We start from the raw sequence: 12,103 nt of genomic DNA on the forward strand, positions 1-12,103 counted from the left end.
GAAGGTCTGGAACTGGAGCGGGTGATGGGAATCGAACCCACATCACCAGCTTGGGAAGCTGGGGTTCTACCATTGAACTACACCCGCATCCGGCCAACGGGGGCGTTCGCACCGTCCCCCGCAGACAGCATCAATGTACCATGCTGCGTGCCATACGCAACCGGGTGAAAGCTGCCGGGAAGGGCAACGGTCTGATATCCTTTGGGGTGCCGAGGAACCTCGGGCCGGCCTTCCCGGCCCCGAGTGCCCGCCGCGAGGTCGGGCACTCGTGACCTGATTCGATTGCCCCGTCGGCATGGGAGTGGATGAATGGAAATCTGGGTGAACGGGGAGGCATGGTCCGTACAGTCGGGGAGCACCCTCCGGGGGCTCATCGACGAGCTGGGCTTTGACCCCAAGGGCGTGGCCGTGGAGGTCAACCGGGAGGTGGTCCCCCGCAGTATCCATGCCGAGCATCTCCTTCAGGAAGGGGATCGGGTGGAGGTGGTACGCGCCATCGGTGGCGGCACCCGCCAGCCCTTCCCTTTGAACCGAATCCCCGAGCGGAAAGCGCCATGACGCAGAGCAATGATCCCCTGGTTATCGCCGGCCGGGAGTTTTCTTCCCGTCTCCTGGTGGGTACCGGCAAGTACGCGGATCTCGACCAGACCAAGGCGGCGGTGGAGGCCAGCGGCTCCGAGATCATCACGGTAGCCGTGCGTCGAACCAATATCGGTCAGCAGGCGGACGAGGCCAATCTGCTCGACTACCTGGATCCGACCCGCTACACCATCCTCCCCAATACGGCGGGCTGCTATACGGCGGAGGATGCCGTGCGTACCTGCCGTCTGGCCCGGGAGCTGGGCGGCTGGACCCTGGTAAAGCTCGAGGTGCTCGGCGACGAAAAGACTCTGTACCCCGATCTATGGGAAACCGCCAGGGCGGCGGAGACGCTCATCGAGGAAGGCTTCCAGGTGATGGTCTACACCATGGACGATCCCATCGCCTGCAAGCGCTTCGAGGAGATGGGCTGCGCCGCCGTAATGCCCCTGGCGGCCCCCATCGGCTCCGGCCTGGGCATACAGAACAAATACAACCTGCGCATCATTCTGGAACAGGCCAACGTGCCGATCCTGGTGGACGCCGGGGTGGGGACGGCCTCGGATGTGGCGGTGGCGCTGGAGCTGGGCTGCGACGGCGTTCTGCTCAATACGGCCATCGCCGAGGCCGCAGACCCGGTACGGATGGCCACCGCTATGCGGCAAGGCGTGGAAGCGGGGCGTAATGCCTACCTGGCGGGCCGCATGGCCAAGCGGCTGTACGGGTCCGCCTCCTCGCCGCTGGACGGCACCTTTTTCTAGCCCGGGAACCGGCAGCGCCGTTGGATGGGGAAGTGGGAGCGGGTCCGCGGCGAGGAGGGCCACCGCAGTACGGCGGTCAGTGGGTGAAGCCGTTGTTGGAGGAGGGGGATTGCTCCTCCGCGCGCTGGACTTCCGCCTGGAGATATTCCCAGATCCCGCCGATCTCCGCGGCGATATTACCCGCCCGGGCGAGACGTCCCGCGGCCTCGTAGATGACCCGAGCGTCGTCGTCCCATTGCCGCTCGTTCTGCGTCTGGATGAGCGGCTCCAGGATCTCCTCCACCAGGAAGCGGAGATCGTCGGTGAGCCCGCCCAGGTCCTCTTCAGCACGCTTGGCCCATTCGGCTGCCGTGGGACGGTCATTCTCGGCCATAGGGGTCCGGCTCCTTGGGTTGCGGCGCCCGACTACGGGCGGGGCTTCCCGGTTCGGGAATTGCCGATTTCAAACGTCATATTTTAGACCTCAAAACGAGGCCTTGCATGGCTTTTCACGGGGAAACGGACAAGGAGGGCGGATTGCCGGATGATAAGCAGGCCCGCGTCGAGCAGGTCCAGGCATACATGCGGGATCTCCAGGACCGCATCTGCGCCGGTCTGGAGGCCCTGGACGGGAACGCCGCTTTCCACGAGGACGCCTGGGACCGGGAGGGCGGCGGAGGGGGCCGAACCCGCGTCCTGGAAGAAGGTGCCCTGTTCGAGCGCGGTGGGGTCAATTTCTCCGCTGTGCACGGTGACCAGCTTCCCGAGTCCGCCAGCGCCCGGCGCCCGGAGCTGGCCGGTCAGGCCTTTTCCGCCACCGGCGTGTCCCTGGTCCTGCATCCCCGCAATCCCTACGTGCCGACGGTGCACATGAACGTGCGCTTCTTCGACGCGGGCAGCACGTGGTGGTTCGGGGGTGGCGCGGACCTGACGCCCTACTACGGCTTCGAGGAAGACGCGGTGCATTTCCACCGCACCCTGAAGGCGGCCTGCGATCCCTTCGACGGGGAATACTACCCCCGCTTCAAGGCGTGGTGCGACGACTACTTCACCATCAAGCACCGCGGCGAGATGCGCGGGGTCGGGGGGATCTTCTTCGACGACCTGAATGACGGCTGGGAGCAGACCTTCGGCTTCACGCAGGCCGTGGGTGACGCCTTTCTGGATGCGTACCGGCCCATCGTGGAGCGGCGGAGGGAGACGGCGTACGGGGATCGCGAGCGGCATTTCCAGCTCATGCGCCGCGGCCGTTACGTGGAGTTCAATCTGGTCTACGACCGGGGGACCCTATTCGGCCTGCAGAGCGGCGGGCGGACCGAGAGCATTCTCATGTCCATGCCGCCGCTGGCCTCCTGGCGCTACGATTGGCGGCCGGAGCCTGGAAGCCCGGAGGCGGAGCTCCAGGAGCGCTTCCTGCAGCCCCGAGACTGGGCAGTGGGGGGCGGTTAGTGTCCCGTCGCTACGAGCTTTCTTCCGGCGGAACGTAACCCTCCGGCATCTCGGCGCCTTCGCCGAAGAAGAACTCCTCCATCTGGGCCTGCAGGTACTTCTGGGCCTGGGGATCCATCAGGTTCAGCCGCATCTCGTTCACCAGCATGGTCTGGCGCTGCACCCACTGTTGCCAGGCCTCCTTGGAGACATGGTTGTAGATGCGCTGGCCCAGCTCGCCGGGCATAGGGGGGCGATCCAGGCCCTCGGCCTCCCGGCCCAGATATACGCAATGCACCGTGCGCGCCATGATCCGGCTCCTTCCGTTTTATTGCTCTTGGTGATTCTCGCAGTCGATCACCCGGGCTCGATCGGGCGGCAACCATAAGGCGAAACCTGGCACCCCCGCAAGCAGGGGAAGGATGCTTCCGTCGATACCGGGGCGCATCCGCTACCTATTGGTGCCTGCCGCCCGGACGGGCTCCGTGTCCGCATACCGCCGTATGCGTTAGCATATCCGCTTTTTCTCGATCAGAAATCTAGGGAGTGCCTGCATGAGCCAGGCAGCCATAAGCATCCAAGGAATCCGCAAGAGCTTCGGTAAGCTCCAGGCCCTGAAAGGCATCGATCTGGAGATACAGCGGGGCGAATTCTTCGGCCTGCTCGGGCCGAACGGGGCGGGCAAATCCACCCTGATCAGTACCATCGCGGGCCTGGTGGTGCCCGACGGCGGAAAGGTGGAGGTGCTCGGGAACGATACCGTGAAGAATTACCGGCATGCACGCCGGAATATCGGCGTGGTGCCCCAGGAGGTGGTCTACGACCCCTTCTTTACCGTGGAAGAGGTGATCCGCAATCAGGCGGGCTATTTCGGCGTGCGTGACATGGGCGGCTGGCTGGATGAGCTCCTGGACGCCCTGGAGCTCGACGACAAGCGGGACGCCAACATGCGCCAGCTCTCCGGCGGTATGAAGCGCCGGGTCCTGATCGCGCAGGCCCTCGCCCACCGGCCACCCATCGCCATTCTCGACGAGCCTACCGCCGGCGTGGACGTGGAGCTGCGCCGCAGCCTCTGGGAGTTCACCCGGCGCCTGAACGGCGAAGGCATGACCGTAGTGCTCACCACCCATTACCTGGAGGAGGCGGAGGAGCTCTGCGACCGCATCGCCATCATCCACAACGGCGCGGTCCAGGCCCTGGACACCAAGGACGCCTTGCTGGCCCGGGACACCACCCGGTCGCTGTGCGTCACCCTGGAGGACGCCGCGGCGCGGATCCCCGAGACCCTGACACCTTTCCTCGCCGACCGGGACGGCGAAGAGGTGCACCTGCGGTTCAACAAGGAGGAGCACAGCCCCGTGGAGCTGCTCAACCGCTTCCAGGAGGCCGGGGTGGCGGTGAAGGACCTCCATACCTTCAGCCCCTCCCTGGAGGACATCTTCCGGAGCCTCACCGGCGAGCACCTCAGCACCGAGGAGGTCTCCTGATGGAATTCAACGTTATGGGCTTCTACACCCTGCTGCGCAAGGAGGTGATGCGCTTCTGGAAGGTGGGAGTTCAGACGGTATTCTCGCCCATGGTGACCACCCTCCTGTACCTGCTGATCTTCAGCTATGTGCTGGAGGACCGGGTGAACGTCTACGCTGGGGTCTCCTACACGGAGTTCCTGGTTCCCGGCCTGATGATGATGTCCATGATCCAGAACGCCTTCGCCAACAGCTCCTCCAGCCTCATCCAGTCCAAGGTCACCGGCAACATGGTGTTTATCCTGCTGCCGCCCCTGTCGAGCCTGGAGTTCTACCTGGCCTTCGTCCTGGCCGCTTCCCTGCGTGGCATCCTGGTGGGCCTCAGCGTTTACGTGGTGGCGCTGGCCTTCGTGGATCTGCCGCTGAACAATGTGGGCGCCATCCTCCTGTTCGGCGTGCTGGCCAGCGCGGTGATGGGGGCCTTCGGGGTCATCGCTGGCATCTGGGCGGAGAAGTTCGACCAGATCGCCGCATTCACCAACTTCTTCGTGATGCCGCTGTCCTTCCTGTCGGGGGTCTTCTACTCCATCAACGACCTGCCCGGCTTCTGGCGGACCGTGTCGCACCTGAATCCGTTCTTCTACATGATCGACGGCTTCCGGGCGGGCTTCATCGGCCACTCGGACGTCTCGCTCGCCTTCAGCGTCTCCTTCGTTCTGGGCTTCCTGGTGCTGCTTTCGACCCTGGCCCTGCGGATGCTGGTCACCGGCTACAAGATGCGGGGCTAAAAGGCGCGTAACCGCCAAGGACGCCGGGGGAAGTAAACGGATGCCCGGGGGAGCTGGGCTTCTGCGGAACAGGGTGGGAGGCGAACCAGACGCTAGTGTCTTGATTAGGGGCGGCCGTCACGGCCGCTCCTGCATGTTGGAAGAGCCCTTTGCCGGCCAGTAGGCTTCGCCGTTCCTGGCGCGCCTGGCGGTTCCGGAGCCTTGGCGTTTTTGCTCTGTTCAGGCTTCTTCGGAGGTGGTCCGGATCCGGTAGCCGCCGCGCCGGTTGGCGACCAGGGACCACAGGGTAATACCCATGACCCACAGCAGGCTGAGCTCCAGCCCCAGGAAGGTGACGACCTTCAGGTAGGCGAATTCGGGGGCGGCGAACCGCACCAGCCAGCCAGCTCCCTCGTTGCCCACCGCGAGGACGAAGGGCAGCCAGATGCCGAAGTGCTTGGCGCGATCGGAGAGGGGAGCGAACAGCATCAGGTGAACCAGGGTAATCAGCAGGATACCCATGGCGAAGAGGTGGAAATGGGCCACCTCTAGCATGCCGTCGTAGCTGCGTGGCCGGCTGAATTCCTCGGGATTGCCCAGGTAGTAGTGCACCACGGAGTCGTAGGTGAGGCCCATGTTGAGGAAGTACATGGCGCCGTTGCTGATCCAGTGCAGGAAGATGTAGCCGAGGAACAGCAGGATGACGGTGCGCAGGAAAGGGTTCTTGCGCTGCTCGCCGGTGACGGTGAAGCGCATGGTCAGCCGCCCTCCGCCAGCTTCACCCGGTAGACCGCCAGGACCCGGCGGACCCCGTCCGTGAGGGTGCGGGAGGAAAGGGAAGCGCCGCTCATGCCCTGGATCTCCCGTCCGAGGGCCGTATGGGGCTCCAGGCCGTGGCCCTCGAACTGGGCGAGCCAGCGCCCGCTGGGCCGGTACTCCGGCGGCTCTTTCCAGGCGAGCACCCGCAGCTCCCGGACCTTCCCCTCGGGGGATAGCACCACCATGAAGGTGGCCGGCTTGGAGCGCACCGTACGGGTATCGATGAAGGCGTAGCCGGTAATCGCGTCGCCGGCCATGCCCTTGTAGACCGTGAAGAGCTGGCTTTTGAGCTCGGCCCGCGCTTTCTGCTGGACCTCCTGCCGTTCCGCATCGGACAGGAACAGCACTTCCTTTTCCACCCGTTCCGCCTTACCCAGCCCTGCGGCTAGGGCTTCGTCCTTGGTCATCAGGACCTCGGCTCGCCCGATGGCTGGGCCCGCCAGCAACAGCGCCAGGATCAGGGCCAGGGTGGTAGATGGCCGGAGCAGCTTCGCTTGCTGCAACATGACGACGGGTCCTCCCAATAGGCGCACGCCCGGCGATGCCGGGCGTGCTCGCATTGCCCGCTATGCGGCCGGGCTCAGAAGTTGTAGCCGATACCCACCAGGTACTCGGTCTGGTTGTTCTCGCCGGCGCCGTCCTGATCAGACTCGCTGTCGAACATCTTGACCTCGGCCTTCACCACCACGTTGGGGTGCGGCATGTAGTGCAGGCCCGCCTCGGTGATGACGCGATCCTGGGCCGGATCCTCCGGATAGCCCGAGGGCACGTCGGAGTTGGTGTCCAGGTCGGTGTAGCGCACCCAAGGATACAGGGACTGCTCGGGAAGCTCGGCGATGTGCGGCATGATGTCGTAGCCGGCCTCAGCATACCAGCCGGTCATGGTGTCGCTCACGCCGCTGCCGAGCGAATCGGAGAGTGCCTGGGTGTCGTCGATCTGGGCCTGGGCGAACATCCCGCGCAGCCACCAGCCGTGGCGCTTGTACTGGACGTGGGCCTCGTAGAGGTCCATGTGCACATCGGGCGTACCCAAAGAGTTGTTAGTTCCGTTCTCGAACAGCTCCTGCTCGTGGCCCATGTCGCCGGTCCAGAAGGAGCCGCCCAGGATCACGCCCGAAAGCGGCTTCCAGTCCAGACGGCCGGTGACGGCCAGGTCGTCGGCCTGGGCCTCGGCGCCCTTCTGGCGCACGCCCCGGATGTCGCCTTGGTCGATGGTGGACTGGCCGGTTCCATCAATGGCGTTGAAGCTGTTCTGCACGTAGAGCCGGTACTCCAGGGTCTCGGTGAGGTTGCCCCACAGGCCCACGCCGTTCTCCCGGGAGGTGGTGGGGATGATGCGCTTCTCCACCTCGGGGCGGATGTTGCCGAAGTACGTCGGCGGCTCGTGGATCTCGTTCACCAGGCCCAGCGGCGAGAGCATCATGCCGGCGCGGATGTTGGCCTTCTCGTGGAGCAGGAAGTCCAGGTAGGCGAATTCCACGTAGATCTCTTCGACGTGCTCGATCTCGATCTCCGTGTTCAGGAGGATCCAGTCGTTGAAGCGGTAGCCGAAGTAGAAGATCTGCCGGTAGAAGTCGGTCTCGTCGGCGCCGTCAATGGAGGAATTCTTGTAGAAGCCGTGCCCGTAGCCGCCGATGGAGAGGCCCTGATCCACCTGGTAGATCTTGGCGCCGGCGGGGCCCACGCCGTAGGCGGGCTGATAGTCGTACTCCTCCGAGACCAGGCCTTCGCGCCGGCGGCCTTCCAGCTCCTCGGAGAGGATGTCGACCTTCTGCTCCAGCTCCTCGAGGCGCTGTTCAGTGTCGTTCGGCGTCTGTGCCTGGGCCGGCAGCGCCAGGCCCGTAGCAGCCAGTGCCGCAGTCAGTAAGGCTGGTGCCTTGTGCATGGAAGGTTCTCCTTTGTGGGTTTGAATGAGAACGCTTACTATTAATTATCAAAAGGGAACTCTACGCCACCCGATGCGCCGAGGTCAATAAAAATGAGAATAGTTCTCGGAGTGGCCTTTTCGGCGGCCTTCATCGGCAATCCGGTCCCTGGATCGATTACGAAAAATTGAAACGATCAGCCACCAGCACCGGGGATTCTCCAATCCGCCAACGGTATTTCGGTCCCCGAAGATGGCCGTATGGCCGCGACTACCATCGATATTTTCCTTTCGGGCTCGCTAGGATGCCCGCGTGACTGCATGCCGGTATTCGGTGGTATGCCTTGAAAGGTAGATTTATGGGCATCACCACTTCCTACCCAAAGAAGGTGCCGGTTTTTCCGTGAAATCCCGGAAGCGCCCGCTGCTTCCGGGCCGCGGGCTCCGCGTTTCGGAGGCGTGGCGCGCACTCGTGCCCTTCCGCGCATCCGAGGGTGCTAGCGGAGGTCGGGCATTCCGCGGGAATGCGCTCCGTGGCGCTTGCGGACGGCTCGTTCCCGGAGACGTCGGTTATTGGCTCTTCGCGTGCCGGCTCGGCTGTATTTTCAGGGGACGATCTGCTGCCAGGGGCGAATACGGCGGGGGTCGCACGGATTCGGTGCCGGGTGCGCGGCAGAACGGGTACCTGGCCCAGGGGCGGGGGCCGCGTGTTGACGGTTCCGGGGCAGGAGCCCGCGCCGGTCTCGGATTGCGGCGGGGCGCTCGGCTCGGAGGCCCACGATAGGCGTCCGCCGAAAGAGCGTTGCGCGGGCTCGCCCGCACAATGACAGCCTAAGGTGCGATAGATGGAAAGAGCGCCGGGGGAGTGGGCTGGCTGCTAATTGTGGGACAGGGAGGGCACCAAGCGTCGCCAACGGCGGCGCTCCACTTGACCGCTAGGGTGGGCCAGATCCTGCCAGCAAGCGAGCTGCTGGTTGTAGAACGCCCGGTATTCCGGCAGCTCGGCCACCAGCGGGTGCTTGAGCAGCATGGTCAGGTGATCGACCACGGCCTGGGCGGTGCCGGGGTCCGGGCTGCGGGCGTACCGGGTCATCAGGAACTGCAGGCTCAGATCGAGGTTGTCCAGGCCGAGGGCAATGCCCCCGCGTCCGGCATCGGTGCGCTCCTTCATGGGCTGCTCCTCGGGGTGGAAGGCGGAATGGGAAGCGCTTTATGTAAATGATAATTATTTACATTTAAATGCTGATGGGTATCCCTGTCAACCAGCACCGTCCCCAGGCTGACCTGATCGAGCAATTAGGCAGGCGGAGCCCTTTCCAGATGAAGACCAGGATTTCGGATAAGTGGGCGGTAATATAGGCTTTCCTGTTCAAGTCCGAATCGGGTAACATTGACCAATTCCGACAAAATGACTCAAGGAATGGGACTCGATGGACTCGGAAACGGTGAAAGCAAAGATCCAGGCCGAGATGCCGGAGGCCCAGATCGTCGTGCAGGGCGAGGGGGATCGTTTCGGCGTGCTGGTGGTGGCCCAGGAATTCGAGAACATGCCCAGGGTCAAACAGCACCGGAAGGTCTATTCCGCCCTGGGCGAAGAGCTCAAGGGCGAATTGCACGCCCTGGAAGTGAAGACATTTACCCCGGAGCAGTACCGGGCCATGGTCGAGGCCAACAATCCCGGCTAGGCATGGATCGGGAAGGAGGAGCAGAAGGCAATGGATACCGCGGTCAACGAAAAAATCGAAGGCTTCGTGAACGGCCACAAGGTGGTGCTGTTCATGAAGGGCACCAAGGACTTCCCGCAGTGCGGCTTTTCCGGCCGTGCCGTGCAGATCCTGCAGAACCTGGGTGTGGACTTCCAGGACGTCAACGTGCTGGAGGACGGCAACATCCGGGAGGGCATCAAGGAGTACTCCGACTGGCCCACCATCCCGCAGCTCTACATCGATGGTGAATTCGTCGGCGGCAGTGACCTGATGCTGGAGATGTACCAGAACGGTGAGCTGGAAGGGATGCTGAAGTAGGCCTTCCGGCGACTCGCGAGCACCATCGCGCTCTCTTCGGCCGCCCTCCGGGGCGGTCGACTTGTTTCGCCCCGGGCGCCCTGGCTGCTTACACCGGGTATGTGGTTTAATTAGCCCTTTGCACGAATTGGGACCTAAAGCGGGCCCGTTCTTCGGGAAGGGGTTTGCGGGGCTAAGGTAGGCGAGAGGTTAGTGGATAAAATCATCCTTCGGGGGGGTAACCGGCTGGAAGGCGAGACGCAGGTCAGTGGGGCGAAGAACGCCGCGCTGCCGCTGCTCGCCTCTTCACTGCTGGCCGAGGCTCCGATGTACTTCACCAACGTCCCCCATCTCCGGGACGTCACCACCACCATCGAGCTGCTGGGCCAGCTGGGCGCGCAGGTGATCATCGGCGAGCGCATGAGCGTGGAAGTGGACGCCACAGAGATCACTTCCCTCCGCGCTCCGTATGAGCTGGTCAAGACCATGCGGGCCTCCATTCTGGTGCTGGGTCCGCTGCTGGCCCGGTACGGCGAGGCCGAGGTGAGCCTGCCCGGCGGGTGCGCCATCGGCACCCGGCCGGTGAACCTGCACCTCAAGGGCCTGGAGGCCATGGGCGCGGAGATCGAGGTGGAGGAAGGCTATATCAAGGCGCGGGCCTCCCGCCTTAAGGGTGCGCGCTTCTTCTTCGACCAGGCCTCGGTGACCGGCACCGAGAATTTGATGATGGCCGCCACGTTGGCCGAAGGCACCACGGTCCTGGAGAACGCCGCCCGCGAGCCCGAGGTGTCCGACCTCGCCCATTGCCTGAACAAGATGGGCGCCCGGATCTCCGGTATCGGCAGCGACGAGCTGGTGATCGAGGGCGTGGATCGGCTGCACGGCGTGGAGCACCGGGTCCTGCCGGATCGCATCGAGGCGGGGACCTACATGGCCGCCGCGGCACTGACCCGCGGCGACGTGACCCTGCGCAACACCGACCCCGAGCACGTGGAGGCGGTAAGCGAGAAGCTGCGTGAGATGGGCGCCGAGGTGAGCGAGGGCGGGGACTGGATCCGGGTGCAGATGGATGGCCGGCCGCGCGCGGTTAATCTCCGTACGCAGCCCTATCCGGGCTTTCCGACCGACATGCAGGCCCAGCTCATGGTCCTCGACACCCTGGCCGATGGCGGGGCCACGGTGACGGAAACGGTCTTCGAGAACCGTTTCATGCATGTCCAGGAGCTCCAGCGCATGGGCGCCGAGATTGAGCTTTCCGGGAATACCGCCTTCGTGAAAGGCGTCGAGACGCTCACCGGCGCCCCGGTAATGGCCACCGATCTGCGCGCCTCCGCCAGTCTGGTGCTGGCGGGCCTGGTGGCCGAGGGCGAATCGGTGGTGGAGCGCATCTACCACATCGATCGGGGCTACGAGCGCATCGAGGAGAAGCTTGCCCTGCTCGGTGCCGATGTTCGGCGCATGCCGGCCTGAAGAGCGAAGAGACCGAAAATACGCCAAGGCGCCAAGAAGCCAAGAACGAAAAAAACGGCAACTGAAGTCTATAATCGGGAAGGTGGCTCCGATTGGCTCCGGCCTTAATTGTTAGGCTGGGAATGGATTTTTTCTGGGTGTCTTGGCTTCTTGGCGTTTTCTGAATTCCGTTTAAGCGAAAGAGCTTCCCCCATGCTCGAATCCAAGCTGACCATCGCCCTGTCCAAGGGCCGGATCCTGGATGACACGCTCCCCTTGCTGGAGCGGGTGGGCATCCGGCCCAGCGAGGACCCCGATGCCTCCCGGAAGCTGGTGGTGGGCACCAACCGCCCCGGGGTGGAGCTGGTCATCGTGCGGGCCACCGATGTCCCCACCTACGTGGAGTTCGGGGCCGCCGACGTGGGCGTGGCCGGCCGGGACGTGCTGATGGAGCAGGGCGCTGATCTCTACGAGCCCCTGGACCTGGGGATCGGGCAGTGCCGCATGGTGGTGGCCGAGCCGGAGGGGCTTGCCGCCGAGGACGATCCCAGCCGGTGGGATCGGGTCCGCATCGCCACCAAGTACCCGAATATCACCAAGGACTTTTTCGCCCGTCAGGGCGTTCAGGCCCAGATCATCAAGCTCTACGGCTCCATGGAGCTGGCGCCGCTGGTGGGGCTGGCCGACCGCATCGTCGATCTCGTCAGCACGGGGCGGACCCTGAAGGAGAACGGCCTGGTGGAGGTGGAGACCCTGTTCAGCATCTCCAGCCGGCTGGTGGTGAACAAGGCCTCTCTGAAGCTGAAGCACCCGCAGGTTTCCGACCTGATCGACAGCCTGTCCGAGGCCCTGGAGGACAAGGCCTCCTGAGCGCTCCGGGCCGGCGCGGATTCCGGGTCTAGGGCCGACCTTTTTAGGAAGCATCCGGGCCGGGTGGCCCGGGATACCCATGCGAGCCGAATTGCCGGGGGTCGCTTCGGCCCCCGCC

General features: G+C 64.3%; 15 protein-coding genes and 1 tRNA gene. 9 read left to right on the forward strand and 7 right to left on the reverse strand.

What is annotated here, in order from left to right; genetic code table 11:
* Positions 1-13: 13 nt before the first annotated feature.
* A tRNA-Gly gene (locus tag ACERLL_RS13525) sits at positions 14-87 on the reverse strand.
* Between the two features lie 222 nt (positions 88-309).
* On the opposite strand from ACERLL_RS13525, the gene thiS reads away from it, so the two are divergent.
* Complete coding sequence (gene thiS / locus ACERLL_RS13530) at positions 310-558, forward strand: sulfur carrier protein ThiS (RefSeq protein WP_373656631.1); 249 nt, start codon at positions 310-312, stop codon at positions 556-558.
* Positions 555-1,340 carry a thiazole synthase gene (locus ACERLL_RS13535; RefSeq protein ID WP_373656632.1) on the forward strand — a complete coding sequence of 262 codons (786 nt, stop codon included), beginning with the start codon at positions 555-557 and terminating at the stop codon, positions 1,338-1,340. Before thiS ends, ACERLL_RS13535 begins: the two co-directional genes overlap by 4 nt.
* A 76-nt stretch (positions 1,341-1,416) precedes the next feature.
* On the opposite strand, the gene ACERLL_RS13540 is transcribed toward ACERLL_RS13535, so the two are convergent.
* Entirely contained in the window at positions 1,417-1,713 is a 297-nt protein-coding gene (locus ACERLL_RS13540; RefSeq protein WP_373656633.1) for a hypothetical protein, read from the reverse strand.
* Between the two features lie 143 nt (positions 1,714-1,856).
* Here ACERLL_RS13540 and hemF point away from each other — a divergent pair, with 143 nt between their 5' ends.
* Complete coding sequence (gene hemF, locus ACERLL_RS13545) at positions 1,857-2,768, forward strand: oxygen-dependent coproporphyrinogen oxidase (protein ID WP_373656634.1); 912 nt, start codon at positions 1,857-1,859, stop codon at positions 2,766-2,768.
* Between the two features lie 10 nt (positions 2,769-2,778).
* Here hemF and ACERLL_RS13550 read toward each other — a convergent pair whose 3' ends face one another.
* Positions 2,779-3,057 (reverse strand): oxidative damage protection protein, encoded by a 279-nt coding sequence (locus ACERLL_RS13550; protein WP_373656635.1) that lies wholly within the window; start codon positions 3,055-3,057, stop codon positions 2,779-2,781.
* 244 nt (positions 3,058-3,301) lie between these two features.
* Between ACERLL_RS13550 and ACERLL_RS13555 the strand changes: the two genes are divergently transcribed.
* Both ACERLL_RS13555 and ACERLL_RS13560 read left to right on the forward strand, forming a co-directional pair.
* A complete protein-coding gene (locus ACERLL_RS13555) occupies positions 3,302-4,234 on the forward strand; it encodes an ABC transporter ATP-binding protein (protein ID WP_373656636.1) in 933 nt (310 codons plus the stop codon).
* Positions 4,234-5,001, forward strand: coding sequence for an ABC transporter permease (locus tag ACERLL_RS13560; RefSeq protein WP_373656637.1), 768 nt, complete (start codon positions 4,234-4,236; stop codon positions 4,999-5,001). Before ACERLL_RS13555 ends, ACERLL_RS13560 begins: the two co-directional genes overlap by 1 nt.
* 219 nt (positions 5,002-5,220) lie before the next feature.
* Here the strand turns inward: ACERLL_RS13560 and ACERLL_RS13565 are convergent, their stop codons facing one another.
* From ACERLL_RS13565 to ACERLL_RS13580, 4 genes are all read right to left on the reverse strand, one after another.
* Positions 5,221-5,736 (reverse strand): hypothetical protein, encoded by a 516-nt coding sequence (locus ACERLL_RS13565; protein WP_373656638.1) that lies wholly within the window; start codon positions 5,734-5,736, stop codon positions 5,221-5,223.
* Positions 5,737-5,738: 2 nt separating this feature from the next.
* Positions 5,739-6,305, reverse strand: a complete 567-nt coding sequence (locus ACERLL_RS13570) for an FMN-binding protein (protein ID WP_373656639.1) — start codon at positions 6,303-6,305, stop codon at positions 5,739-5,741.
* Between the two features lie 74 nt (positions 6,306-6,379).
* Positions 6,380-7,684 (reverse strand): hypothetical protein, encoded by a 1,305-nt coding sequence (locus ACERLL_RS13575; protein ID WP_373656640.1) that lies wholly within the window; start codon positions 7,682-7,684, stop codon positions 6,380-6,382.
* Positions 7,685-8,540: 856 nt separating this feature from the next.
* Entirely contained in the window at positions 8,541-8,834 is a 294-nt protein-coding gene (locus ACERLL_RS13580; protein WP_373656641.1) for a hypothetical protein, read from the reverse strand.
* Between the two features lie 259 nt (positions 8,835-9,093).
* Here ACERLL_RS13580 and ACERLL_RS13585 point away from each other — a divergent pair, with 259 nt between their 5' ends.
* The 4 genes from ACERLL_RS13585 (at position 9,094) to hisG (ending at position 11,985) form a co-directional block, all read left to right on the forward strand.
* Entirely contained in the window at positions 9,094-9,348 is a 255-nt protein-coding gene (locus tag ACERLL_RS13585; RefSeq protein ID WP_373656642.1) for a BolA family protein, read from the forward strand.
* Between the two features lie 30 nt (positions 9,349-9,378).
* Positions 9,379-9,687, forward strand: coding sequence for a Grx4 family monothiol glutaredoxin (grxD, locus tag ACERLL_RS13590; RefSeq protein WP_373656643.1), 309 nt, complete (start codon positions 9,379-9,381; stop codon positions 9,685-9,687).
* 192 nt (positions 9,688-9,879) lie between these two features.
* Positions 9,880-11,136 (forward strand): UDP-N-acetylglucosamine 1-carboxyvinyltransferase, encoded by a 1,257-nt coding sequence (murA, locus tag ACERLL_RS13595; RefSeq protein WP_373656644.1) that lies wholly within the window; start codon positions 9,880-9,882, stop codon positions 11,134-11,136.
* 192 nt (positions 11,137-11,328) lie between these two features.
* Positions 11,329-11,985, forward strand: a complete 657-nt coding sequence (hisG, locus tag ACERLL_RS13600) for an ATP phosphoribosyltransferase (RefSeq protein ID WP_373656645.1) — start codon at positions 11,329-11,331, stop codon at positions 11,983-11,985.
* The last annotated feature ends 118 nt before the right edge of the window (positions 11,986-12,103 follow it).

The sequence above is a fragment of the Thiohalorhabdus sp. Cl-TMA genome, from assembly GCF_041821045.1.
GTDB classification, from domain to species: Bacteria; Pseudomonadota; Gammaproteobacteria; order Thiohalorhabdales; family Thiohalorhabdaceae; genus Thiohalorhabdus; species Thiohalorhabdus methylotropha.

Bases quoted from the DNA above. Each gene is read 5' to 3' on its own strand.
- thiS (WP_373656631.1), top strand. From the start codon at position 310: ATGGAAATCTGGGTGAACGGGGAGGCATGGTCCGTACAGTCGGGGAGC.
- ACERLL_RS13535 (WP_373656632.1), top strand. From the start codon at position 555: ATGACGCAGAGCAATGATCCCCTGGTTATCGCCGGCCGGGAGTTTTCT.
- ACERLL_RS13540 (WP_373656633.1), bottom strand. From the start codon at position 1,713: ATGGCCGAGAATGACCGTCCCACGGCAGCCGAATGGGCCAAGCGTGCT.
- ACERLL_RS13550 (WP_373656635.1), bottom strand. From the start codon at position 3,057: ATGGCGCGCACGGTGCATTGCGTATATCTGGGCCGGGAGGCCGAGGGC.
- ACERLL_RS13555 (WP_373656636.1), top strand. From the start codon at position 3,302: ATGAGCCAGGCAGCCATAAGCATCCAAGGAATCCGCAAGAGCTTCGGT.
- ACERLL_RS13560 (WP_373656637.1), top strand. From the start codon at position 4,234: ATGGAATTCAACGTTATGGGCTTCTACACCCTGCTGCGCAAGGAGGTG.
- ACERLL_RS13565 (WP_373656638.1), bottom strand. From the start codon at position 5,736: ATGCGCTTCACCGTCACCGGCGAGCAGCGCAAGAACCCTTTCCTGCGC.
- ACERLL_RS13570 (WP_373656639.1), bottom strand. From the start codon at position 6,305: ATGTTGCAGCAAGCGAAGCTGCTCCGGCCATCTACCACCCTGGCCCTG.
- ACERLL_RS13575 (WP_373656640.1), bottom strand. From the start codon at position 7,684: ATGCACAAGGCACCAGCCTTACTGACTGCGGCACTGGCTGCTACGGGC.
- ACERLL_RS13580 (WP_373656641.1), bottom strand. From the start codon at position 8,834: ATGAAGGAGCGCACCGATGCCGGACGCGGGGGCATTGCCCTCGGCCTG.
- ACERLL_RS13585 (WP_373656642.1), top strand. From the start codon at position 9,094: ATGGACTCGGAAACGGTGAAAGCAAAGATCCAGGCCGAGATGCCGGAG.
- grxD (WP_373656643.1), top strand. From the start codon at position 9,379: ATGGATACCGCGGTCAACGAAAAAATCGAAGGCTTCGTGAACGGCCAC.
- hisG (WP_373656645.1), top strand. From the start codon at position 11,329: ATGCTCGAATCCAAGCTGACCATCGCCCTGTCCAAGGGCCGGATCCTG.